The sequence below is a fragment of the Rhodoferax sp. U2-2l genome (assembly GCF_020594515.1).
Taxonomy (GTDB): domain Bacteria; phylum Pseudomonadota; class Gammaproteobacteria; order Burkholderiales; family Burkholderiaceae_C; genus Rhodoferax.
This window is the reverse complement of record NZ_JAJCTH010000019.1, coordinates 66,177-90,310: the sequence shown is the minus strand read 5'-3', so window position 1 is coordinate 90,310 and position 24,134 is coordinate 66,177. Positions and strand designations below refer to the sequence as shown.

Genomic DNA, 24,134 nt, shown 5'->3' with positions numbered 1-24,134 from the left:
GGCATCATAGCGGCCATGACCGATCCGACGCCCCACCGACCCAGCCGCATCCCGACGCTGGAGGCACTTTTGGAGCAGCTGAGCCGTTTTCCCTGGAAAAACACCGCCTGGACCCTGCGCGAGCGCTTCCGTGAAGACCGCCTAGGGCTCACCGCCAGCAGCCTGACCTTCACCACCACCATTGCGCTGGTGCCGCTGTTCACCGTGCTGCTGGCGGTGTTCACCGCGTTTCCGATGTTTGCCAAGTTTCAGTTGATCCTTCAGCAATGGCTGATTCAGAGCCTGATCCCCGACAGCATTGCGCGCCAGGTGCTGGGCTACCTGACGCAGTTTGCCGGCAAGGCCAGCCGCTTGGGCAGCGTGGGGCTGGGCGTGCTGGTGATGACGGCGCTGGCGCTGATCCTGACGATTGACCGCACCTTGAACGGCATCTGGCGGGTACGCAAGCCGCGCCCACTGGGCCAGCGCGTGCTGGTGTACTGGGCGCTGATGACGCTGGGGCCGCTGCTGCTGGCGGGCAGCCTGAGCCTCACGTCCTACGCCTTGTCGGCCTCCAAGGGGCTGGTGGGCGCTTTGCCTGGCGGGCTGCAATTTTTGCTGGATGCGCTGCAATTTTTGCTGCTGGCAGGCGGCATGGGCGCGCTGTACCACTATGTGCCCAACACCCATGTGCGCTGGGGCCACGCGCTGGCGGGCGGCTTGTTTGTGTCGGCCGGGTTTGAGCTGGCCAAGAGCCTGCTGGTGCTGTACCTGGGCAAGGTGCCGACGTATTCGGTGCTGTACGGTGCCTTTGCCACGGTGCCGATTTTGCTGGTCTGGATTTATGTGGCCTGGGTGATTGTGCTGCTGGGGGCGGTGATTGCGGCCTATTTGCCCAGCTTGCTGACCGGTGTGCAGCGCCGTGCCCGCGCCCACGGCTGGCAGTTTTTGCTGGCGCTGGAAACGTTGCAACAACTGGAACGCGTGCGCCACACCCCGGTAAAAGGGCTGAGCCTGGCGCAGCTCAGCGGCTTGCTGCGGGTTGACCAGTTGCAGCTCGAACCCGTGGTGGAAACGCTCCTGGAGATGGACTGGGTGGGCCAGCTGGAGGAAGAACAGCCAGACGCTGGCGCGCGCCTGGTGTTGCTGGCCGACCCGGATACGGCGTTGCTGGAGCCGCTGTTCAATGCCTTGCTGCTGCAACGTGAAGCCAGCACCGAGCATTTATGGCAAAACGGCCATTGGCCCGTGTTGAACCTGCGCAGTGCGCTGTAAAAGTTCCTATTTTTTGGCCACTGTTGCAAAAAAGCGTCTGTGTGCGGGCGAACAGACCTGATCTGCGGCGCCGACTACGCTTGCCCAACGTTCACAGACACATCCTGTTTGTGGCGCCAGCGCTGTGGCTAACCGCCATGACGATCACGCAACGACCAAGGAATCCCCATGAAAAAATCCCTGCGCATCACCACCGGCCTGCTGGCTGTGGCTGCCTCCTTCACCCTGGCTGCGGGCGCACAAGCCCAAACCAACACCACCCGCACCGGCCCGATGGTCGCTGTGGGCGCCAGCTACGCCGACTTCAACATCGGCCGCTCTGACTACTCAGTGGACAACGGCTTCGGTTTCCCGGACCGCGACGATGGCGACACCGCCTACAGCGCCCACATCGGTAGCTACTTCAACGAAAACCTGGGCTTGGAACTTGGCTACACCGACTTTGGCTCCATCAACCGCGCTGGCGGCGAAACACGTGCCCGCGGCATCAACCTGAGCTTGGTCGGCAAATTCCCGATCACGCCTGAGTTCAATGTGCTGGGCAAGATCGGTACCACCTACAGTGACACCGACGTGTCTGCCAGCCCCGCTTCAGGCGTTGCCACCGGTTCTGAAAACGGCTTTGGCGTGTCCTACGGCATGGGTGTGGAATATGCGTTCACCCCGCAATGGTCCGCCCTGCTGCAATACGAGTCCCACAAAATGAAGTTCGCCGGTGGCGCTGATGAGCGCATTGGCATGACCTCCATCGGCGTGCGTTACCGCTATTGATGAGCCACCGGCCGGGTCGTCAAAAACCCGGTGAGTGCAGCTAACAGCGGCTCAGGCGCCTCGGTCATCTGGTTGTGCCCCACGGGCAACTGGATGACCTGGGCGCTTTTTTCTTGGACGCGCGCGGCCGTGATCAGGCTTTGGGCGGCTTTGGGGGGCGTCATCTGGTCCAGCGCACCGAGCACAAACAACACCGGGCAGGTGATCTGCGCCATGGCCAACTCGCCGTTGGCATAGCGGTCACAGGCCACAAAGCCCCGATGAAACACGTTCACTTTGGAATTGCTGGCCAGCACACGCCGCGCCAGCGCGATGGAGGCGCCATACACCCAGGTGCCCGGCCCCAGCGCGGACGGCGGCGGCGCCAGGGTGCTGCGCGAGAACACGTTCACCAGTTTGATCGCCTGCTCAGGGTTGTGGTTGGACGCCTCCAGCAACGCGGGCGACACACGCATCGGGTGAGCGGTGCCCACCAGCACCAGGTGGCTGACGCGCTCTTTCAACCGCGCTGCCGCTTCCAGCGCAATCAGCGAGCCCCAGCTGTGGCCCACCAACGCCGCCGTCTGCACGCCCGCCGCGTCCAGCAGTGCAGCAATGACATCGGCCGCTTCTTCCACCGAGCTGGGTGCCTCACCCGCGCTTTTGCCGTGGCCGGGCAGGTCAATGGCCAGCACATTGAAGCCGTGGTGCGCCAGATAACGGCTCTGCAAAATCCAGACGCTGTGGTCGTTGAGCACGCCGTGGATGAACACGACGGTCGGCTTTGCCGCGTCAAACGCCTTGCCGCCGGTGTAGCAGTAGATTTGGGCCTGGTTGACGGTCAGATACATGGGGTGTGCCTTGAAATGTGCCTTTAGCCCTTTGACGTCAGGGGCTGACGGTTGTGTTTATCGTCGTTATTTGACGCTTTGCAATCTGGACTGGGGTTGAAGACCGGGGCCATTCTTGGACGTTCTGGTGCTTGGGGTGGGCCATGCGGGCTCAGGCAGGGGGCCTCATACGCGTTGCTTTTTGAAATCGGCCCCCTGCCTGAGCCCACATGACCTGTGACGGTCGTTTGGTGCGCGCACAGATGAGGTCCAGCCACTCAGGTATCCCGGCTGTTGAAAGCTCGCGAACTGGAGCGCGTGCCGCAGTGGGTGGGGTATGGGGGTGCGCCGATTTCAAAAAGCAACGCGTATGAGGCGCACCCCCATACCCCACCCGCTGCCACACAAGGCTTAAACGCTCCAATGACTGCATGGATTTGGTATGCAAACAAAGTATGAGTGTCACTCAAACCCGCTCAGCTACCTTTAGCGCCCGCTTCAAATCGTCAATCAAGTCGTCCGCATCCTCCAAGCCAATCGACAGCCGAATCGTCCCCTGGGTGATGCCACCCGCCGCCAACGCCTCGTCGGTCATGCGGAAATGCGTGGTGCTGGCCGGGTGAATCACCAGGCTGCGGCAATCGCCCACATTGGCCAGATGGCTGAAAATCTTGAGCGCTTCGACAAAGGCCTTGCCCTGCTCGCGGCTGCCTTTCAAATCGAAACTGAACACCGACCCAGCGCCGCGTGGCAACAATTTGGCCGCCAGCGCATGGCTGGGGTGACTTTCCAACAGCGGGTGCCCCACACGGGTCACCAGCGGCTGATTGGCCAGAAACTCGACGACTTTGTGCGTGTTCTCCATGTGCCGCGCCATGCGCAACGACAAGGTTTCCATGCCCTGCAAGATCAGCCAGGCCGAGTGCGGGCTCAAACACGCGCCAAAGTCGCGTAAGCCCTCGCGCCGCGCGCGCAGCAAAAACGCGCCCACGGTCGATTCCTCTGAAAACACCATGTTGTGAAAGCCGTCGTAGGCTTGCGTCAGCTCGGGGAATTTGCCGGACTTGTCCCAGTCAAAACTGCCGCCATCCACCACCAGCCCGCCAATCACCGTGCCGTGGCCGCTCAAAAACTTGGTGGCCGAGTGGTAAACCAGGTCGGCACCCAGCTCAAACGGTTTGATCAGCCAGGGCGTGGTCAGCGTCGAGTCGACCAGCAGCGGCACCCCCGCCTCATGCGCGATGGCGGCAACCGTGGGGATGTCCAGCACATCCAGCCCCGGATTGCCCACGGTTTCGCCGAAGAACAGCCGGGTATTGGGCCGCACCGCCGCACGCCAGCCGTCGATGTCACCCGGTTTCACAAAGGTGGTGTCGATGCCAAAACGGCGCAGCGTGTAGTGCAGCAGGTTCTGGCTGCCGCCATACAGCGCGGTTGACGCCAAGATATGGCTGCCAGTACCCATCAGCGTGGCGATGCTCAGGTGCAGGGCCGCCTGGCCGCTGGCGGTACTGATGGCACCGATGCCACCTTCCAGCGCGCTGATGCGCTGCTCCAGCACTGCATTGGTTGGGTTGCTGATGCGGCTGTAGACGTGGCCGGCGCGCTCCAGATTAAAGAGCGCCTGGGCGTGGTCGCTGCTCTCGAAAACAAACGAGGTGCTCAGGTGAATCGGCACTGCGCGGGCACCGGTGGTGGGGTCGGGGGCGGCACCTGCATGCAGGGCGAGGGTGTCAAAACCAGGGTCTGCGTAGCCGGGCATGGCGGGTCCTTGTCTGAAAGGGGGCGTGAGCAGCCGACATTTTGCGCCACCAGCCACCGCAGGAGCCCGGATTGACGCCAACGTATTTGCCATTAAGATGGCGCGCTGACCGCCAACCCAACCCCCATAGGACCAGGAACCACATGAAAGTTGCCGACATTCTGCGCATCAAGGGCAGCACCCTTTACACAGTGTCTCCCGCCGAGCCCCTCATGAAAGCGCTGGCGCTGATGGCTGACCGCGACATCGGCTCTCTGGTGGTCATGGAGCACGGCGACCTGGTGGGCATGCTCACCGTGCGCGAGCTCACGCAGATCCTGGTCAAAACCGGCGGCAACATCGGCACCACCATTGTGCGCACCGCCATGGACGACGCACCGCTGACCTGCACCACCCAGACCGACATGGACGAAGTGCGCCGCATGATGCTGGACCGCCACGCCCGCTACATGCCGGTGATGGACAAAAAGATGCTCATGGGCGTGATCAGCTTCCACGATGTGGCCCGCGCCGTGGTGGACAGCCAGAACTTCGAGAACAAGATGCTCAAGGCCTACATCCACGACTGGCCCGAAGGCGAGGGCGAAGACCCCGCCAAAGCGCCGACGCTGTAGTTTTTGGGTGTGCTGCGCACCGCGCAAGTCGCTCTGGGATAATCCGCGCCCATGAGCGGTAACACTTTTGGACAACTTTTCGCAGTCACCAACTTTGGTGAATCCCACGGCCCGGCCATTGGCTGTGTGATTGACGGCTGCCCGCCTGGGCTGGCCTTGAGTGAGGCCGACATCCAGCCCGATCTGGACCGCCGTCGCCCCGGCACCAGCGCCTTTGTCACCCAGCGCAACGAGCCCGATGCGGTGGAAATCCTATCCGGCGTCTACGAGGGCAAAACCACCGGCACACCGATCTGCCTGCTGATCAAGAACACCGACCAGCGCAGCAAAGATTACGGCAACATCGTCCAAACCTTCCGCCCCGGCCATGCCGACTACGCTTATTTCCAGAAATACGGCATCCGCGACCCGCGTGGTGGTGGCCGCAGCAGCGCGCGCCTGACCGCGCCCATGGTGGCCGCCGGTGCGGTGGCCAAGAAGTGGCTGGCCGAGAAATACGGCACCGTCTTTCGTGGCTGTATGACCCAGGTCGGTGAATTGCCGATTGCCTTCGAGTCGTGGGAGCATGTGTCGAACAACCCGTTTTTTGCCCCGGTGGCCGATGTCTCCAAGCTGGAGGACTACATGGCCGCGCTGCGCAAGCGGGGCGACTCCTGCGGCGCCAGGTTGCGAGTGAGTGCGTCCAACGTGCCGGTTGGCCTGGGTGAGCCGCTGTTTGACAAGATGGACGCCGACATTGCCTACGCCATGATGGGCATCAACGCCGTCAAGGGTGTCGAGATTGGCGCCGGGTTTGCCAGCGTGGCCCAGTTGGGCAGCAGCCACGGTGATTCACTCTCACCCGCCGGTTTCAAGGGCAACAACGCCGGTGGCACGCTGGGTGGCATCACCAGCGGGCAAGATTTGGAAGTGTCGGTGGCGATCAAACCGACCAGCTCGATCCTGAGCCCGCGCGAGTCGATTGACACCACCGGGCACAGCACAGAAGTCGTCACCAAAGGGCGCCACGACCCCTGTGTGGGCATTCGCGCCACACCGATACTCGAAGCCATGCTGGCGCTGGTGGTGATGGACCACGCATTGCGCCACCGCGCCCAGTGTGGTGACGTGGTGCACAGCCTGTCGCCGATTGCCGCACAGGCTTGAATCGCGGGACGGCCACCTCGGCTGGCGCTGAATCATTGATGACAAATCGGGCTCTGGCCCTTATACCTGCTAAGTAGATAGCTCTATTGATGAGAGTTGACGACTTCCGGCACGCACCAGACCCCCCCACCTTTTGAGCGAGTGTTTGACCATGAAAATCCCTGAATTGCTGGCCCCGGCCGGCTCGCTTGCCATGCTGGAAACCGCGCTGGCCTTTGGTGCCACCGCGATCTATGCGGGCCAGCCGCGTTATTCCTTACGGGTGCGCAACAACGACTTTGGTGACATCGAGGTGCTCAAACAGGGCATCGACACGGCGCATGCCAAAGGTGCCAGGTTTTTCCTGGTGAGTAACATCTTCCCGCATGGCAACAAGATCCGGCACTACATCGACAACATGGCGCCGGTGATCGCCTTGAAGCCCGATGCGATGATCATGTCCGACCCCGGCCTGATCATGATGGTGCGTGAAACTTGGCCCGAGATGGAAATCCACCTCTCGGTGCAGTCCAACACCGTCAACTCGGCAGCCGTCAAATTCTGGCAAAAGGTGGGCTTGAAGCGCATCATTTTGTCGCGCGAGTTGTCGCTGGACCAGGTGGAAGAAATCCGCCAGGCCTGCCCCGACATGGAGCTGGAAGTCTTTGTGCATGGCGCGCTGTGCATCGCCTACTCGGGCCGCTGCTTGCTCTCAGGCTATTTCAACCACCGCGACGCGAACCAGGGCAGCTGCACCAATTCCTGCCGCTGGGACTACAAAACCCAAAAAGCTGTGGTGGATGCCTCGGGCGACGTGCTGACCCAGCAAGCCGCACACGAGCGGGAACAGGGCGCCATCGCGCGCTCACCCGCTGCCGATGAGGTCTACATGATCGAAGAGAGCCAGCGCGAAGGCAGCTACATGCCGATCGAAGAAGACGAACACGGCACCTATGTGATGAACAGCAAGGACCTGCGCGCCATCGAACACGTCAAGCGTCTGGTCGAGATTGGGGTGGATTCACTCAAGATCGAAGGCCGCACCAAAAGTCCGTACTACGTGGCGCGCACGGTGCAGAGTTACCGCCGCGCCATCGACGACGCGGTGGCCGGGCGCGAACTGGACCCGGCCTTGCTGGGTCAGCTCGAAGGTTTGGCCAACCGCGGTTACACCAGCGGCTTTTTCCAGCGCCACACCCCTGAGGCCACGCAAAACTACCTGCGCGGTTACTCTGAGTCGGGCCGCAGCCTGTATGTGGGGGATGCGCTTGAATTTGACGCGGCGCGCGGCCTGATGAAGGTCAATGTCCGCAACCGCTTTGCCGTCGGGGACTGGCTGGAAATCATCCACCCGGCTGGCAACAGCGATGTCTTGCTCACGTCGATGGAAAATGTGGACGCCCAGCCGATGACCGTGGCACCTGGCAGTGGTCACACCGTGTGGCTGCCGCTGCCCGAGAGCGCGGTGGGTGCCTTTGTGGCGCGGTATGTCAACCCGCCCGAGGCTGCGCCGCAGCAGCCAAGCGCCCAGCCGCTACCCGCTGGCCCGTTGGCTTTGTAAGCACTCAAGGCGTCCATCTTTCAAGCGCCAATAGCTGTATTTATGAGAGCGTTGCAGATTGCATTGACCGAGGTGGAGATCACCGCCATCCGCGCCCAGGGCGCAGGTGGGCAGAACGTCAACAAGGTCTCCAGCGCAATCCACCTGCGTTTTGACATCCCCGCCAGCAGCCTGCCTGACGACGTGAAAACGCGCCTGCTGGCCCTGCACGACAGCCGTATCACCCAGGACGGCGTGCTGGTGCTCAAGGCGCAAAACCACCGCACCCAGGAGTCCAACCGTTTTGACGCCCTGACGCGCCTGCACGAGCTGGTCAACAGCGTGGCCCAGCCACCCAAGGTGCGCCAAGCCACCCGGCCCACGCGCGCCTCGCAACTGCGCCGCCAGCAGGCCAAGCGCCAGAACAGCGCCCTGAAGGCGCAGCGCCGGGGTGTGACAGATGACTAAGGTCTGCCGCCCTTGGCGTGTGTGCAGCGTGGCGCTGGGCTGGCTGCTGTGCGCCTCGGTGTTGGCCTCCGCCCCCGCACCAACGTCTTTGGCGTCCAGTCCGCTGGCGGCCCAGGGCGCTGCGGCTCCCCATTTACCCGGTGAAGTCACCTATTGCGTTGACCCCGATTGGCCGCCGTTCGAGCAGATCGACGCGCAAGGCCAACATGTGGGTATTGCTGCCGATTTGCTGAAGCTGGTGGCACAGCGCAGCGGTCTGAGTCTGACGCTGGTGCCCACCGCCAATTGGGAAGAGAGCCTGGCGGCCTCCCAAGCCGGACGTTGCCAGCTGCTGAGTTTTCTGAACCAAAGCCCCAAGCGTGATGCCTGGCTGCTGTTCACCGCCCCCTTGCTGACCGACGAAAACGTCTTCATCAGCCGCGAAGAGCACCCGTTCATTGCCGACCCGGCCGCCTTGCAGGGGCAAACCCTGGTGCTGCCCAAAGGCACGTCGGTCGAAGAACGCTTGCGCCGCGATTTTCCGCAGCTCAAGCTGATGCTGGTGGACACAGAAGCGCAAGCGCTGGCCGCCGTCAATGAGCGCCGTGCGGACCTGACCCTGCGCTCGCTCATCGTGGCCGCCAGCACCATCAAGCGCGAAGGCTGGTTCAATTTGAAGATTGCCGGGCAGCTGCCGGGCTACGCCAACCAGCTGCGCATTGGCGTCAGCAAATCGCAACCTGAGCTGCGCGACCGCCTCAACCAGGCGGTGCAAAGCATCACCCCCGCCGAGCGGCAGGCGGTGGTGGACGAGCATGTGCGCCTGAATGTGGTCACAGCGCTGGACACCCGGTGGCTTCGGGCGCTGGCCGGGGTGTTGCTGGCGGTGCTGCTGACCAGTGCGTTCTGGATCCGGCGCCTGCGCAAGCTCAATCTGCAGCTGCAGCAGGCCACGTTGACCGACGCGCTCACTGGCCTGCGCAACCGGCATGATTTCGACGCGTTGTACGAGCGCGAACTGGCGCGCTCGCGCCGCCATGGCATGGCCTTGTCGGTGGTGCTGCTGGACGTTGACTATTTCAAGCGCATCAACGACGAATTGGGTCACCCGGTCGGTGACCGGGTGCTGCAAGAGACGGCGGGTCTGCTCAAGCAGTGCGCCCGCACCATCGACCACGTCATCCGCTGGGGTGGCGAAGAGTTTTTGCTGCTGTGCCCGGACACCTCGGCCGAGCAGGCCAAATCCCTGGCGGAGCGGCTGGCGCAGGCCGTGCGGCAGCATGATTTTGGGCTGGGACGGCCCGTCACCCTCAGTGCCGGGGTCGCCTCGCTGGCGCCGCAAGACGCGCCTGGTGGCATGTTCAAGCAGGTGGATGCGGCGCTCTACCGCGCCAAAAATACAGGCCGCGACCGGGTGGTGGTGTGCCAACATGGGGAGTACGCCTGATGGCGATGATTCAATGGTTTCCGGGCCACATGCACCTGACGCAAAAGGCCATTGCCGAGCGTATCAAGGCCATCGACGTGGTGATCGAACTGCTCGACGCGCGCCTGCCGGGGTCCAGCGCCAACCCGATGCTGGCCACGCTGACCCAGGGCAAACCGGCGCTCAAGGTCTTGAACAAGCAGGACCTGGCCGACCCCGAGCGCACCGCGCTGTGGCTGGCGCATTACAACGCTTTGCCGGGTACCCGCGCCATCGCGCTGGACGCCAGCGTGAGCGCACCGGCCAAGGCGCTGATTGCCGCCTGCCACGAGTTGGCGCCCAACCGCGGTGGCTTGGCCAAGCCGATGCGGGTGCTGATTTGCGGCATTCCCAACGTGGGCAAATCCACCCTGATCAACACGCTGGCGGGCAAACGCGCCGCCAAAACCGGGGACGAGGCGGGTGTCACCAAGCTGGAGCAGCGCATTGCGATGGCGCCCGACTTTTACCTGTACGACACGCCGGGCATGCTCTGGCCGCGCATCATCGTGGCCAAAAGCGGCTACAACCTGGCCGCCAGCGGCGCGGTGGGCCGCAACGCCTTTGACGAGCAGGAGGTGGCGCTGGAATTGCTCGACACCCTGAAGACCCATTACCCGCAGTTGCTGGCGGCCCGTTTCAAGATCACCGATGTGGCCGCCATGACCGACGAGCAGGCGCTCGAAGCCATTGGCCGCCAGCGCGGCGCCTTGCAAGGTGGCAAAGCGGTCAACTGGCAAAAAGCCGCAGAGATCGTGATTTACGACTTCCGCTCGGCCGTCATGGGCCGCATCACGCTGGAAACCCCGGAAGAATTTGCCCGGTGGTTGGCAGCCGGGCAGACGCTGGACGCGCAGCGCCAGCTGAAAAAAGACGCCATCGAGCTGGACCGCAAAATCCGCTTCAAGCAGGTGCCACGGCCAGCTTCGCGCTGACTTGGGTGGCTGCGCCCAAGCGCGTGCGTCAGTCCAGCCGGCGCAGGGTCACATCTGAACACGGGTAAGCCACACAGGGCAGCAGGTAGCCCGCGGCTTTTTCCTCGGCGCTGACCCCGGGCCAGGCGGTCTCATAACGAATCTGACCGCTTTCGAGCTTGCCGATACAGGTACGGCAGGTGCCGTTGCGGCAGGAGCTGGGCCAATCCAGACCGCCCGCTTCCAGCGACATCAGCAGGGGCTGCTCGGTCCAGGCGTCAAAGGGTTGGCCGTCAGGCAGGGTGTGGCCGGTGAAAAATGGCGGGGCATGGGGCGTGCTCATGGGGTGGGTCAGGTGTGAGTGGAAGCGCGATCAGTGGCGATTGATGCTGGGTAGCTAGCTACTCATAGAATAGCGTTGATGTTTGTCGGATGTTTGAAAGAGTGATCACCATGCCTTTGAATTTATCGGTTTCCCCTGACAAAAAAGATCCCAGGCCCCTGGTGATCTACCACGGCCGCAGTTGTCCTGACGGTTTCGCCGCCGCATTGGCGGCCTGGTTGTACTACGACGGTCAGGCCGAGTTTTTGGCGCTGGACCATGGCGACGTGAAAACCCTGGCAGATTTGCCCGATGTGTCGGGGCGCGCGGTCTACATTCTGGATTTTTCTTTTGCCGAGCCGCTGCTGCGCCAGATCGAGGCGGTGGCGGCCAAACTGGTGGTGCTGGACCACCATTTGAGTGCGGCCGAAAAGCTGACCGGTTTTCAGTGCCGCTGTGGTGTGGTGCACTTTGACATGGGCAAGTCGGGTTCGCGCCTGGCCTGGGAGTTTTTTCACCCGCAGCTGCCGGTGCCTGACCTGGTCAAGTACGTGGAAGACCGCGACATCTGGGTCTGGCAATACCCCGAGAGCGCAGGGTTTCTTGCGGCGCTGGACATGGAGGCGTTTGACTTTGCCCGCTGGCAGGTGATTGCCGGTCTGCAGGGTGCAGACTTGCAGCTGTTCATTGAGCGCGGTCGGGCCATGGACGAGAAGTTCGTCAAACTGGCGCAGGGCATGGCGGAAGCGGCGCAGCCGCTCACCTTCAACGGTGTGCCGGGCCTGATGGCCAATGTGCCCAGTGTGTTTCATAGCCTGGTGGGTGACATCCTGTGTGAGAAGTCGGGAACCTTTGCTTTGCTGTGGGCGGTGGACAAGTCAGGCCTGGTCAAGTGTGGTCTGCGGTCGCGCTCAGGCTTCAGTTGTATCCCGCTGGCTGAGAGCATGGGCGGTGGCGGTCACGCCCAAGCCTGTGGTTTCAAGATGACGCGTGAACGGCTGCCCGACTTGCTGGGCGGCACCCTCAACGCGTAAGCCGCCCCAGCCGCGCTTATTCCACGCCCAGCAGCTGGGCCAGCGCCGCGGTGTCCATAGCGCCGCTGTGGCTGACAATTTCACCCGTGCGACGGTTCTTGGCCACCAAAAAAGGCACCGAATCCTGCCCCAGCGTCGTCAACAACTGGGTGTTGGCTTTGATGCCGGCCTCCAGATCGGGCGGGATGCTGCTGGAGGCCGAAATGCCGCCGGTGCCGCCGAGCAGCGATTTTTCATGCTCGTTCATGGTCTCCAGCGGGTTGGTGGCTGACAACAGGGTCGCGGCCTGCGCCAGGCTCTTGCCCTGGTTGAAGGCCACCGGAATCCAGACAAACTTCACCTTGCTTTGCAGCTCTTTGGAGGCTTCCCACAAGCGACCGCAGTGCGGGCACTGGGGCTCGAACAACACGTAGACCGGTTGCGCACTCATCATCGCGCCCACGGTGAAGCCCTTGCCGGTGGCGGCGGTGTCATACAACGAGCCACTCATGGGGGCCGTGGCAGCGGCGGGTGCGGCTGTTGCGGTGGTGCTGGCAGGCGGTTCGCCCGTTTTGGAGCAGGCAGCCAGCGTCAAGGCCAGGGCAGTCATCAGGGGCAGGGTGAGCGGTCGGACATTCATGGTGTGTCGGTGGGTGTTGAAAGTGGCGGGCAGTATAAATTGGCGACCCATTTCAACACGCTGACGCGGGGGAATGTCGCAGAGCAAGCTGTGTACGCATCCCTCACCCAAGCCCTCTCCCAAAAGGAGAGGGCGGATGCCCTAACCGGTGATCGCCGCCTGGGCCGCCGCCAGCCGGGCAATCGGCACCCGGTAGGGTGAACAGCTCACATAGTCCAGCCCGGCGCGGTGGAAAAAGGCCACCGAGGCCGGGTCACCACCGTGTTCACCACACACGCCGACCTCGATGTCGGGGCGCGCACTGCGGCCTTTTTGCACCGCCATCTGCACCAGCGCACCCACACCCACCTGGTCGATGCTGCGAAACGGGTCGTGCTCGTAGACCCCGTGCTTGATGTAGTCGGGCAGGAAGGTGCCCGCATCGTCGCGCGAGAAACCCAGGGTCATCTGCGTCAGGTCGTTGGTGCCAAACGAGAAAAACTCGGCCTGCGCACCGATGCTGTCGGCCACCAGCGCGGCGCGTGGCGTTTCGATCATGGTGCCCAACATATAGGGCAGGGTCTCGCCGCGCTCGGTAAACACGGTGGCCGCGGTGCGGCGGATCACGTCGGCCTGCAGGTTGAACTCGCGCACGGTGCCCACCAGCGGCACCATGATTTCAGCCTTCACGTCGATGCCTTTGGCGCGCATGTTGAGACCCGCCTCAAACACGGCTCTCGCCTGCATCTCGGTGATTTCCGGGTAACTGATGCCCAGCCGACAACCCCGGTGGCCCATCATCGGGTTGAACTCGTGCAACTCTTCCACCCGCATCTTGACTTTGCCCAGCGAGACGTTCATGTCGGCTGCCATCAGGCGCTGGTTGGCCTCGTCGTGCGGCAAAAACTCGTGCAGCGGCGGGTCCAGCAGGCGAATCGTCACCGGCAGGCCGCTCATCGCTTCAAACAGGCCCTCGAAGTCGCCGCGCTGCATGGGCAGCAGTTTGGTGAGTGCCTTGCGCCGCTCGGCCTCGTTGTCGGCCAGGATCATTTCGCGCACGGCAGTGATGCGTTCACCTTCAAAAAACATGTGTTCGGTGCGGCACAGGCCAATGCCGGTGGCGCCAAAACTGCGTGCCATGCGGGCCTCGTCGGGCGTGTCGGCGTTGGTGCGCACTTCCATGCGTCTGTGCTGGTCGGTCAGCGCCATCAGTTTGCCAAAATCGCCGCTCAGTTCGGCGTCGCGGGTGGCAATCTTGCCCAGATAGACCTCGCCAGTGGTGCCGTTGAGGGAGATCCACTCGCCTTCCAGGTAATCGGTGGTGCCGATGCGCATGCAGCGTGCCTTCATGTCCACATGCACTGCCCCAGCGCCCGAGACGCAGCATTTGCCCATGCCGCGCGCCACCACCGCCGCGTGCGAGGTCATGCCACCGCGCGCGGTGAGGATGCCTTTGGCCACACTCATGCCGCGCAGGTCCTCGGGCGAAGTTTCCTGGCGCACCAGAATCACGGCCTTGCCCTTCTTGGCCCAGGCTTCGGCTTCATCGGCAAAAAACACGATCTGGCCGGTGGCCGCGCCGGGCGAGGCGGGCAGGCCACGTGCGATGGGGGTGGCATCAATGAGCGCCTGCCGGTCAAACACCGGGTGTAACAACTCGTTGAGCCGGTCTGGTGCCACCCGCAGGATGGCTGTTTTTTCGTCGATCAAACCTTGGTCCAGCATCTCCATGGCGATGCGCACCATGGCCGAGCCGGTGCGTTTGCCGTTGCGGGTTTGCAGCATCCATAACTTGCCCTCCTGGATGGTGAACTCGATGTCCTGCATGTCCTTGAAATGGTTCTCCAGCGTGGTCTCAAAGTGCAGCAACTGCGCGTAAATACCGGGCATGAGTTCTTCCAGCGAAGGGAACCGGCTGGCGCGCTCCGCCTCACCCACTTGCGCTAGCTCTGCCCAGCGGCGTGAGCCCACCAGCGAAATCTGTTGTGGTGTGCGGATGCCCGCCACCACGTCTTCGCCCTGGGCGTTGACCAAAAACTCGCCGTTGAACAGGTCTTCCCCGGTGCCCGCGTCACGCGTGAAGGCCACGCCGGTGGCACTTTGGTCGCCCAGGTTGCCAAACACCATGGCCTGCACGTTCACCGCCGTGCCCCACGATTGGGGAATGTCATTGAGCTCGCGGTAAACCAGCGCGCGCGGGGTGTTCCAGCTCTCGAACACCGCCCAGATGGCGCCCCAGAGTTGATCCCACGGGTCGGTCGGAAAGTCGTGGCCGGTGCGGGCACGGATCAACGCCTTGAAGCGTTGCACCAGTTCTTGGAGGTCGGGCGCGGTCAGATCGGTGTCGAGCTTGACGCCCCGCTTTTCTTTCAGGGTGTCCAGGATGATCTCGAACGGGTCGTGTTCTTCCTTGGACAGCGGTTTGAGCCCCATCACCACGTCGCCATACATCTGGATGAAGCGGCGATAGGAATCCCAGGCAAAGCGGTCGTTGCCTGAGCGGGCCGCCAGGCCCAGCACGGCATCGTCGTTGAGGCCCAGGTTCAGGATGGTGTCCATCATGCCCGGCATGGAGGCGCGGGCGCCGGAGCGCACCGACAGCAGCAGCGGGTCAGCCGCGTTGCCAAAGCGGCGGCCCATCTCCAACTCGACAAACGCGACGCCCTGCAACACCTCGTCTTGGATCAGTGTCAGAACCTTGTCGCGCCCCAGCTCGATAAAAGCAGTGCAGGCCTCGGTGCTGATGGTGAAACCTGCGGGCACGGTCAGCCCCAAGCGACACATCTCGGCTAGGTTGGCCCCTTTGCCGCCGAGCAGGTTTTTCATGTCGGCGCTGCCCTCGGTGCGGCTGCTGCCAAAGCGATAGACGTATTGGGGTGTGGTTTTCATGATGCAGACCCTGAGTTGAACAAGTCGAAACCGTCAAGGGGTCTGCCTCATCAGGCGTCATCAGAACCAAGGCAGACAAGCCCCGCTCAGTGCAGTATGTGCCTGTGTCCGGGCAGGGTCAAGGGTGGGAGTATTGCCAGACTATTCCGTGCATATTTGAGCCACGGGACAGTCTGGCAGGTTGAATCCCGTGCGCTCAGGCGGCTGTTGCGGCTGCGGCAGCAGCGGCGGCCGGGCGTGGCTTGCGGGTTGCTGTGCGGGCCGCCGTGCGCGGTTTGCGTGTTGCAGAGGCAGCGCGCTTGGCCACGCTGATCACCACGTTGTCACCCGCAATGCGTGTGGCCAGGTTGGCCGAGGTTTGCTCGATCCGGCCAGCCAGGGTGTCGAGCAGGCGCGCGCCAGGCAACACGGCCTGGGCCAGGGTGCTCAACACGTGCACACCGGTTTTGTCTTCCAGGCGGTTCGCGCCAGCGGACAAGGTGGTCACCCCGGCATCGGCGAGTTTGACCACCTGGTTGACGAGGCCCTGCGCGCCGCCCGAGGACAGTGTCAGACCCTTGAGCGAGTATTTGTGCATGGCCTGCTGGAAGGTGGTGGCATTTTTGGCCACACCGGCGGCCAGTTGCGAGCGGGACTGGCGCAAGGCGCCGTTCCAGCGCCGGTCCAGCAGCTTGACCACACGCTCGCCGCCCGAGCGGTAAGCGTGGATCACGTTGGACGCGGTGTTGCCGTATGAACTGATCACGTGGCACGTGACAGTGGCGAGTTTTTTGGTGCTCATGATGGCTCCTAAAGAGTGACTGGATGTCCCTTTATTGTCTGGAGGAAGCCTAGTCAACGCACCCTAACCCGCTAGAGTGCCCAGTCCAGAAGCTGCCTGGGTGGTTCAGTCCTTGAACACCGGTTGGCGCTTGCCCATGTTGGCCATCATGGCTTCCTGCAGGTCATTGCTGAGCAGCATGGCGGCGTTCCAGGTGGCCACATAGTTCAAGCCGTCGGCCACCGAGTGGTCTCGGGCATACGTGATCATTTCCTTCACACCCCTGATCGACAAGGGCGACTTGGCGGCGATGGTGGCAGCGATCTCGCGCACGCCGGTTTGCAAGGCCACGCGCGAGTCAAACACGCGGTTGACCAGCCGCATCTGCAAGGCCTCTTCCGCGCCAAACCGGCGTGCGGTGTAGGCCAGTTCGCGCGCCAAACCTTCACCAATCAGTTTGGGCAGGCGCTGCAGGGTGCCCACGTCGGCGGTCATGCCGATGTCGATTTCCTTGATGCAAAAGCTCGCATCACTGGCGCAGTAGCGCATGTCGGCGCAACAAATCAGGTCGATGCCGCCGCCCACACAGGCGCCATGGATGGCGGCCAGCACCGGTTTGCGGCAGCGCTCAAGAGAAGTCAGGGTGTCCTGCAAATCCAGGATCACCTGACGCAGGTTTTCGCGGGTGCGGGCTTCGCAGTCGTTCTGGATCTGGTCCCCCAGGCCCATCATCATCTGCAGGTCGATGCCGGCGGTGAAGGCTTTGCCTTCGCCCTCCAGAATCGCCACGCGGGCCTCGGGCGTGGCATCGACCCACTGGAAGGCGCGGCGAAGCTCGTGCCACATGGCCAGGTTCATGGCGTTGGCCTTGTCGGGGCGGTTCAGGCGAATGGTGGCGATGTGGTCAGTCAGGCTGACGTTCAGGGTGTCGTACACCATGCTGCTGCTTTTGTCAGGGCCGGATGTGGACGAGAGGGGCAAAATCTGTGACGGCAGGGTGGGCGTGCTGGTGGCAAGTGCGCTGGCTTGCCCCAGCTTCATCGCCAGTTCGGTGCCTTGTTGGATGGCGCGTTTGGCGTCCAGCTCCTCGGCCTTGTCAGCGCCGCCAATCAGGTGCACGCGGCAGCCAGCCGCCAGCAACTCGGCCTGCAATTCGCGTTGCGGCTCTTGGCCGGCGCAGATCACCACGTTGTCCACCGCCAGCGTCATCTCGCGCTCACCCACCGTGATGTGCAAGCCATCGTCGTCGATCCGGCGGTAAGTCACCCCGGCCAACATCTCGACTTGGCGGTTTTTCAGCGAGGTGCGGTGAATCCAGCCGGTGGTTTTGCCCAAGCCCTCACCGACCTTGCTGGCCTTGCGCTGCAGCAGAACCACCTTGCGCGGGTTGGCTTCGAGATGCGGTTCTTTCAGGCCGCCGCGCTCGGCGTAGGTGGTGTCCACGCCCCATTCGGTGAAAAACTTGAGGGCGCTCTGGCTTGGGCTCACGCCGCTGTGCAGCAAAAATTCTGCGGTATCAAACCCGATGCCACCCGCACCAATCAGCGCCACGTGCTGGCCCACCGGCTTTTTGTCACGCAGCACGTCCAGATAACCGAGCACTTTGGCGTGGTTTATGCCGTCAATCGGCGGGGTGCGCGGTGTCACGCCGGTGGCCAACACGATGTCGCTGTAACCGCCGGCGATGAGTTCGGCCGCGCTGACGCGGTGGTTCAGCTGCAGTTTGACGCCGGTGAGTTCAATCTGCTTGCCGAAATAGCGCAGGGTCTCAAAAAACTCCTCTTTGCCCGGAATCTGTTTGGCGATGTTGAACTGGCCGCCAATCTCTGCGGCGCCGTCAAACAGCGTCACGTCCAGCCCGCGCTGGGCGGCGGCGGTGGCCAAGGCCAGGCCGGCCGGGCCCGCGCCGACCACGGCGATCTTGTCGCGCCGGGCGGCGGGGGTGAGGGGCATCAGCGTTTCGTGGCAGGCGCGCGGGTTCACCAGGCAACTGGTCACCTTGCCCGCAAAGGTGTGGTCCAGGCAGGCCTGGTTGCAGCCGATGCAGGTGTTGATCTCGTTGGCGCGGCCCTGCGCGGCCTTGTTGACAAACTCGGGGTCGGCCAGCAGCGGGCGCGCCATCGAGACCATGTCGCAAAAGCCGTCCGCCAGCAGCTGTTCGGCCACCTCGGGCGTGTTGATGCGGTTGGTGGCCACCAGCGGGATGGTCACCGTGCCTTTGAGCTGTTTGGTCACCCAGGCCCAGGCGGCGCGGGGGACTTTGGTGGCGATGGTGGGAATGCGCGCCTCATGCCAGCCGATGCCGGTGTTGAGGATGCTGGCGCCCGCTTTCTCCAGCGCCTGGGCGAGTTCAACCACTTCAGGCAGCGTGGAGCCGCCTTCCACCAGGTCCAGCATCGACAGGCGGAAGATGATGATGAAATTGGCGCCCACGGCCTCGCGCGTGCGGCGCACAATTTCCACCGGGAACCGGATGCGGTTGTGATAACTGCCGCCCCATTCGTCGTCGCGCGCATTGGTGCGCGCGGCAATGAATTCATTGATCAGGTAGCCCTCGCTGCCCATGATCTCCACGCCGTCGTACCCTGCGCTTTGGGCCAGCGCCGCGCAGCGCACAAAGTCGTCCACCGTCTGGTAGACCTCCTCGGTGCTGAGCGCCTTGGGTTTCATCGGATTGATCGGCGCTTGCAGGGCGCTGGGCGCCACCAGTTGGTCGTGGTAGGCGTAGCGGCCAAAGTGCAGGATCTGCATGGCGATCTTGCCACCTGCTTCATGCACCGCATGGGTCACGACACGGTGTTTGTCGGCCTCCGCCTCGGTGGTCAGCCGGGCACCACCGGGCATCGGGCGGCCGCGGTCATTGGGGGCGATGCCACCGGTCACGATCAGACCCACACCGCCTTTGACACGCTCGGCATAAAACGCGGCCATGCGGTTGAAACCGTCCTTGACTTCTTCCAGCCCGACGTGCATCGAGCCCATGAGGACGCGATTCGGCAGCGTGGTAAAGCCCAGGTTCAGCGGCGAAAGCAGGTGGGGGTAGGGGGTCATGACGTCGTCCTCAGTTATTTTTCAGGTCGCGTTGCCGGAGCAGCGCAGGGCGGGGTTGTCAATCGCAACCACAGCCAAGCAGTTTAGGCGCGCTGGTGGCCTTTGAGAAAAGGCCGCGTAGAGTGCCGTCCCTAACGAACAAGGTGAACATCATGAACACCTCGATTTATGAAATGCCCCCAACGGTGGTCAGCGGCGTGTGTTGGGTGTCCGACGCAGCGTGGACTTGGGGTTTTGCCAAATCAAGGAGGAGAAAGTGGCCGCAGGCCGCTTTCGGGGGACAGCCGCGGAGTTGGACACCCGACGCGCGCCGCGGGTCAATGCTGAAAACGTGGGCATCATCAATTGATATTTGACGTTACCCCCGTTCGGCGGGCCTTTGTGCCCCAAGTCGCTCAGAACACCAACTCGCGCTGGCTCACAAAATGCAGCGCCTGACCACTCACCGGGTCGGTAAAGGCCAACTCTCTGGCCAGCAGTTGCAGTGGTTTGGCATGGTCCAGCTGACCCTCGGGCGTCAGCACCGGGTACAGACCATCGTTCAGAATCGGCAAGCCCAGCGCCAGCATGTGCACCCGCAACTGATGCCGCTGGCCGGTCACGGGTTTGAGCTCGTAGCGCGCCAGTGTGCCGCGCACCTCCAGCGCGTTGATGTGGGTCACTGCGTTGACCGGGCCATCCACCTCGTGCTGCAGCATGAAATGCCCGGCCTCCTGGATGCGGCTCTGGCGCACCTGCGGCATCGGAATATCCGCACGCCAGGGTGCGATGGCGTGGTAAGTTTTCTGAACCCGGTGCTGGCTGAACAGCGCGTTGTAGGCGGCGCGCGACTCAGGGCGCTTGGAGAACATCACCAAGCCGGCGGTGTCGCGGTCAATGCGGTGAATCGGCACCAGGTCGTCCAGACCCAGCTGGCGCTTGAGCCGCACCAGCACCGTCTCACTCAGGTAGCCGCCGGAGGGCACGACCGGCAAAAAGTGCGGTTTGTCCACCACCAGCAGATGCTTGTCCTGGTACAGCACCAACGCCTCGAACGGGATCGGCGGCTCATGCGGCACCTCGCGGTAATAAAACAGGCGGGTGTGGGCCGGGTAGGGCGGCTGGCTGGCGCGCTCTGGCGTGATGCCGGTGCCCGATTCGTCCAGCACATCACCTTGGGCCATGCGTTGTAACCAGGTGGCCGGGCTGACGTTGGGAAAGCGCTGAGTCAAAAAATCGATCAAGGTCGGCCACGGCCCACCGGGCAGGGCGACGCAACTGGGGCCGATGCCGTTGCGGACAGGCGGCTTAAACCCGCTCAAAAACGATGTCCCACACGCCGTGGCCCAGTTTCAGGCCGCGGTTTTCAAACTTGGTGAGCGGGCGGTAATGTGGCTTGGGGGCGTAGCCCAACAATTCCGGGTGGGTGGCCAGCGCGGTGTTTTTCAGCAAGGGTTCGGCGCTCAGTACTTGCAGGATTTGCTCGGCATATTCCTGCCAGTCGGTGGCGCAGTGGATATAACCGCCCACCTTGATGCGCGCAGCCAGCTTGGCGATCAGCGGGCTTTGGATCAGGCGGCGTTTGTTGTGGCGCGCCTTGTGCCACGGGTCAGGAAAAAAGATGTGCACACCGTCCAGGCACTGCAGCGGCAGCATGTGGTCGATGACCTCCACCGCGTCGTGCGCGCAAATGCGGATGTTTTTCAGGTCTTGTTCGCCCATGCGTTTGAGCAGCGCGCCCACGCCGGGGTCATGCACCTCGCAGCACAGGAAGTGGGTGTCGGGCAGCAGCGCGGCAATGTGGGCGGTGGCCTCGCCCATGCCAAAACCAATCTCCAGCACCAGTGGCTGGGGTGACTGGGGTTGTTGGAAAGCCGCTGCAAAATCCAGCGGGCTTGACTGGTAAGGCACGAGAAAACGCGGCCCCAGTTCATTGAGCGCCTTGGTCTGCCCGGCGGTGGTGCGCCCGGTACGCTTGACAAAACTGCGGATGGCGCGCCGCTCGGGCGTGGCGTGGGTGGGGGCGGAGTCTGGGGCGGCGTCTTGGGTCATGGTGTGGGCAGTCAATATGCGCCGGATTGTAGATTTGCCGGAAAAAGCGATGAAAATGGGCCGACCACCATGACCGACCCTTTTGACTTCAATCAAGCGCCCGACGCGCCGAGCCTGCCAGCACAGGCCGCCGTGCCCGTGGTGCGGGCCGAGAGCCACTTGCTGGCCATTCTGGATGCCTTGCCGGACTTGATGTTTGAGGTGGACCCGCAGGGCCGGTACCTGGACTACCACTCGCCGCGCACCGATCTGCTGGCCGCGCCGGCTGCGGATTTCCTGGGCAGGACGATGCGTGAGGTGCTGCCAGCCGCCACCGCCGAAGCATGCATGGCCGCACTGCAGGAGGCCAATAGCCGGGGTTATTCACACGGGCATCGCATCGAGTTGAAGCTGCCTGGCGGCGTGACCTGGTTTGAGCTGTCGGTGTCACGCAAAGACAACGGCCCGGGGCAGCCGGTCAGCTTCATTGTGTTGTCGCGTGACGTGACGTCCCACATCCTGGCCGAGCGCAAGCTGCAGCGCCTGACCCAGCTGTATGCCGCCCTGAGCCAGTGCAACCAGACCATTGTGCGTTGCCAGTCGGAGGCCGAACTGTTTCCCGCCATTTGTGATGCTGCCGTGACGTTTGGTGGCATGAAGCTGGCCTGGATCGGGCTGATGGATGCCACCACCGGCATGATTGAGCCAGCGGCCTGGTCGGGGGAGGGCGCTGACGCCCTCAGTGGCCTGGTCATCGCCTCAGACACGGACAGCGCCCAGGGTCTGGGGCCGTCTGACCGGGCCTTGCGTGACGGTGAACCCTATTGGTTTCAGGACTTTGCCAATGACCCGACCGCCCAGGTCTGCCACGCCCGGACCAAGCTGTATGGTTGGGGTTCTGCCGCGTCCTTGCCGCTGCGTCGCCGTGGCCAGCTGGCGGGCCTGTTGACAGTCTATGCCGGCGAGCCCCATGCCTTCGATGAGGCGGCCCGCTCGCTGTTGCTCGAAATGGCGATGGACATCAGCTTCGCGCTGGACCGTTTTGCCGATGAGGTGGATCGTCGGCGCACGCTGCTGAGCCTGGCCGACAGCGAAGAGCGCTACCGCAAGGCGTTTCACACCAGCCCGGATGCGGTGAACATCAATCGTTTGTCTGACAGCACCTACGTTGATGTGAATGAAGGGTTTGAGCGCCTCACCGGCTGGAGCCGCGCTGACGTGATTGGCAAAACCTCGCTGGAATTCGGTATCTGGCGTTGCCTGGAAGACCGTACCCGCATGCTCGATAGCTTGCGGCGTGAGGGCTGTTGTAACAACCTGGAGGCAGAGTTTTGCCGCAAGGATGGCACGCTGATCACGGTGCTGATGTCGGTTGCCGTGGTGCGTCTGGACCATGTGGACTGTTTTCTGTCCATCACCCGCGACATCACCGAGAAGAAACGCGCGGACGAACGCATCACCCAGCTGGCCCACTTTGACCAGCTCACCGGCCTGCCCAACCGCAGCCAGTTGCAGGCGCGTTTTGACTTTGCACGCCAACTGGCGCAGCGCAGTGGCGAGGGCCTTGCGCTGATGTTTCTGGATTTGGACCACTTCAAGAATGTCAACGACACCCTGGGCCACAGCACGGGCGACCGCCTGCTGGTCCAGTTGGCCCAGCGCCTGAGCGCCGCGTTGCGCGCTGGTGACACGCTGTCGCGCATGGGCGGCGATGAGTTCATTTTGCTGTTGCCCTCGGTGACCGAGGAGAGTGCCAGTCAGATTGCGATGAAGCTGCTGGCCGTCATGCACGAACCGTTCAAGATCGACACCACTGAGCTGGTCAGCACCTTGTCCATCGGGATCGCGCTGTACCCGTATGACGGGCTGGACTTTGAGACTTTGTCCAAAAACGCCGACACCGCGATGTACCGCGTCAAGCAGGCCAGTCACAACAATTTTGCATTTTTCACCCAGGAGATGCAGTCCCACGCAGCGCGCAAGCTGCAGTTGGTCAACGCCATGCACTTTGCCCTGGCGCGTGGCGAGATGAGCTTGCATTACCAGCCGCTGCTGTCGCTGCAGGACGGTCACATCATCGGGGCGGAGGCCTTGCTGCGCTGGCGGCATCCGGAGCTGGGCAGCTTGTCGCCTGCTGAGTTCATTCCGGTGGCCGAGGACAGTGGCCAGATTCTGGTCATGGGTGAATGGGTGTTGCGCAGCGCGGTGACACAGCTCAAGCGCTGGATCGAGGCGGGCATGGCACCGATGGTGGTGGCGGTGAACCTGTCGGCGGTGCAGTTCCGCCACCCCAATCTGGTGGCCATGGTGACGCAGATTCTGGACGAGGCTGGCTTGCCGCCCGAGTACCTGGAGCTGGAACTCACCGAGGCCATGGCCATGGACAACCCGCTGGCCGCCATTGCGCTGATGAACCAGCTGCGTGATCAGGGCATCCGCCTGTCGATTGACGACTTTGGCACCGGCTATTCCAGCTTGAACTACCTGAAGAAGTTCAATGTCTCCAAGCTCAAGATCGACCAGAGTTTTGTGCGTGACATCAGCGACAACCCGGATGACAAGGCCATCGTCACCGCCATCATCAACCTGGCCACCAGCCTGGGCGTGAAAACCATTGCCGAAGGCGTTGAAACGGCGGGCCAGCTGGCTTTTCTGCGCCTGCAGGGCTGTGACGAGGTGCAGGGGTATTACTTCAGCAAGCCGCTGCCGGTGCCTGAATTTGAAGTGTTTGTGCGCCACCAGCAACTGGTGCGTTGATGTCGGTCAGGG

18 protein-coding genes and 2 pseudogenes are annotated in these 24,134 nt (G+C 63.0%); 10 read left to right on the top strand and 10 right to left on the bottom strand.

Annotation, left to right across the window (positions count from 1 at the left end):
- Nucleotides 1-15: 15 nt before the first annotated feature.
- Complete coding sequence (locus tag LHU53_RS16810; protein ID WP_227333948.1) at nucleotides 16-1,254, top strand: YihY family inner membrane protein; 1,239 nt, start codon at nucleotides 16-18, stop codon at nucleotides 1,252-1,254.
- A gap of 168 nt (nucleotides 1,255-1,422) precedes the next feature.
- On the top strand, nucleotides 1,423-2,025 hold the full coding sequence (locus LHU53_RS16805; protein ID WP_227333947.1) for an outer membrane beta-barrel protein: 603 nt from the start codon (nucleotides 1,423-1,425) through the stop codon (nucleotides 2,023-2,025).
- Here the strand turns inward: LHU53_RS16805 and LHU53_RS16800 are convergent.
- A complete protein-coding gene (locus LHU53_RS16800; RefSeq protein WP_227333946.1) occupies nucleotides 2,019-2,855 on the bottom strand; it encodes an alpha/beta fold hydrolase in 837 nt (278 codons plus the stop codon). The genes LHU53_RS16805 and LHU53_RS16800 overlap by 7 nt on opposite strands.
- Nucleotides 2,856-3,300: 445 nt before the next feature.
- On the bottom strand, nucleotides 3,301-4,596 hold the full coding sequence (locus tag LHU53_RS16795; RefSeq protein ID WP_227333945.1) for an O-acetylhomoserine aminocarboxypropyltransferase: 1,296 nt from the start codon (nucleotides 4,594-4,596) through the stop codon (nucleotides 3,301-3,303).
- Nucleotides 4,597-4,739: 143 nt separating this feature from the next.
- Here LHU53_RS16795 and LHU53_RS16790 point away from each other — a divergent pair, with 143 nt between their 5' ends.
- The 6 genes from LHU53_RS16790 (at nucleotide 4,740) to ylqF (ending at nucleotide 10,722) form a co-directional block, all read left to right on the top strand.
- A complete protein-coding gene (locus LHU53_RS16790; protein WP_227333944.1) occupies nucleotides 4,740-5,210 on the top strand; it encodes a CBS domain-containing protein in 471 nt (156 codons plus the stop codon).
- A gap of 51 nt (nucleotides 5,211-5,261) precedes the next feature.
- Entirely contained in the window at nucleotides 5,262-6,356 is a 1,095-nt protein-coding gene (gene aroC, locus LHU53_RS16785; RefSeq protein ID WP_227333943.1) for a chorismate synthase, read from the top strand.
- A gap of 151 nt (nucleotides 6,357-6,507) precedes the next feature.
- Nucleotides 6,508-7,896, top strand: a complete 1,389-nt coding sequence (gene yegQ, locus LHU53_RS16780; protein WP_227333942.1) for a tRNA 5-hydroxyuridine modification protein YegQ — start codon at nucleotides 6,508-6,510, stop codon at nucleotides 7,894-7,896.
- 42 nt (nucleotides 7,897-7,938) lie between these two features.
- On the top strand, nucleotides 7,939-8,343 hold the full coding sequence (arfB, locus tag LHU53_RS16775; protein ID WP_227333941.1) for an alternative ribosome rescue aminoacyl-tRNA hydrolase ArfB: 405 nt from the start codon (nucleotides 7,939-7,941) through the stop codon (nucleotides 8,341-8,343).
- Nucleotides 8,336-9,769, top strand: a complete 1,434-nt coding sequence (locus tag LHU53_RS16770; protein WP_227333940.1) for a diguanylate cyclase — start codon at nucleotides 8,336-8,338, stop codon at nucleotides 9,767-9,769. Before arfB ends, LHU53_RS16770 begins: the two co-directional genes overlap by 8 nt.
- Nucleotides 9,769-10,722, top strand: coding sequence for a ribosome biogenesis GTPase YlqF (ylqF, locus tag LHU53_RS16765; protein WP_227333939.1), 954 nt, complete (start codon nucleotides 9,769-9,771; stop codon nucleotides 10,720-10,722). Before LHU53_RS16770 ends, ylqF begins: the two co-directional genes overlap by 1 nt.
- A gap of 28 nt (nucleotides 10,723-10,750) precedes the next feature.
- Here ylqF and LHU53_RS16760 read toward each other — a convergent pair whose 3' ends face one another.
- Nucleotides 10,751-11,044 (bottom strand): 2Fe-2S iron-sulfur cluster binding domain-containing protein, encoded by a 294-nt coding sequence (locus LHU53_RS16760; RefSeq protein WP_227333938.1) that lies wholly within the window; start codon nucleotides 11,042-11,044, stop codon nucleotides 10,751-10,753.
- Nucleotides 11,045-11,154: 110 nt separating this feature from the next.
- Here LHU53_RS16760 and LHU53_RS16755 point away from each other — a divergent pair, with 110 nt between their 5' ends.
- Nucleotides 11,155-12,057 carry a DHH family phosphoesterase gene (locus LHU53_RS16755; protein WP_370632336.1) on the top strand — a complete coding sequence of 301 codons (903 nt, stop codon included), beginning with the start codon at nucleotides 11,155-11,157 and terminating at the stop codon, nucleotides 12,055-12,057.
- 16 nt (nucleotides 12,058-12,073) lie between these two features.
- On the opposite strand, the gene LHU53_RS16750 is transcribed toward LHU53_RS16755, so the two are convergent.
- From LHU53_RS16750 to trmB, 7 genes and pseudogenes are all read right to left on the bottom strand, one after another.
- Nucleotides 12,074-12,676, bottom strand: coding sequence for a DsbC family protein (locus LHU53_RS16750; protein WP_227333936.1), 603 nt, complete (start codon nucleotides 12,674-12,676; stop codon nucleotides 12,074-12,076).
- Nucleotides 12,677-12,817: 141 nt separating this feature from the next.
- Complete coding sequence (gene ppdK / locus LHU53_RS16745; protein WP_227333935.1) at nucleotides 12,818-15,544, bottom strand: pyruvate, phosphate dikinase; 2,727 nt, start codon at nucleotides 15,542-15,544, stop codon at nucleotides 12,818-12,820.
- A gap of 196 nt (nucleotides 15,545-15,740) precedes the next feature.
- Nucleotides 15,741-16,325: a hypothetical protein gene (locus LHU53_RS16740; protein ID WP_227333934.1), complete on the bottom strand. Its 585-nt coding sequence runs from the start codon at nucleotides 16,323-16,325 to the stop codon at nucleotides 15,741-15,743.
- A gap of 105 nt (nucleotides 16,326-16,430) precedes the next feature.
- A pseudogene (locus LHU53_RS16735) lies at nucleotides 16,431-17,228 on the bottom strand (crotonase/enoyl-CoA hydratase family protein); the annotation flags it as partial.
- A 108-nt stretch (nucleotides 17,229-17,336) separates the two neighbouring features.
- A pseudogene (locus tag LHU53_RS16730) lies at nucleotides 17,337-19,355 on the bottom strand (FAD-dependent oxidoreductase); the annotation flags it as partial.
- 395 nt (nucleotides 19,356-19,750) lie between these two features.
- Nucleotides 19,751-20,566, bottom strand: coding sequence for a pseudouridine synthase (locus LHU53_RS16725; protein WP_227333933.1), 816 nt, complete (start codon nucleotides 20,564-20,566; stop codon nucleotides 19,751-19,753).
- 76 nt (nucleotides 20,567-20,642) lie between these two features.
- The gene (gene trmB, locus LHU53_RS16720; protein WP_227333932.1) at nucleotides 20,643-21,386 is read right to left on the bottom strand and encodes a tRNA (guanosine(46)-N7)-methyltransferase TrmB; all 744 of its coding nucleotides are present in this window, start codon (nucleotides 21,384-21,386) and stop codon (nucleotides 20,643-20,645) included.
- Between the two features lie 69 nt (nucleotides 21,387-21,455).
- On the opposite strand from trmB, the gene LHU53_RS16715 reads away from it, so the two are divergent.
- Nucleotides 21,456-24,122: an EAL domain-containing protein gene (locus tag LHU53_RS16715; RefSeq protein WP_227333931.1), complete on the top strand. Its 2,667-nt coding sequence runs from the start codon at nucleotides 21,456-21,458 to the stop codon at nucleotides 24,120-24,122.
- Nucleotides 24,123-24,134: the final 12 nt, after the last annotated feature.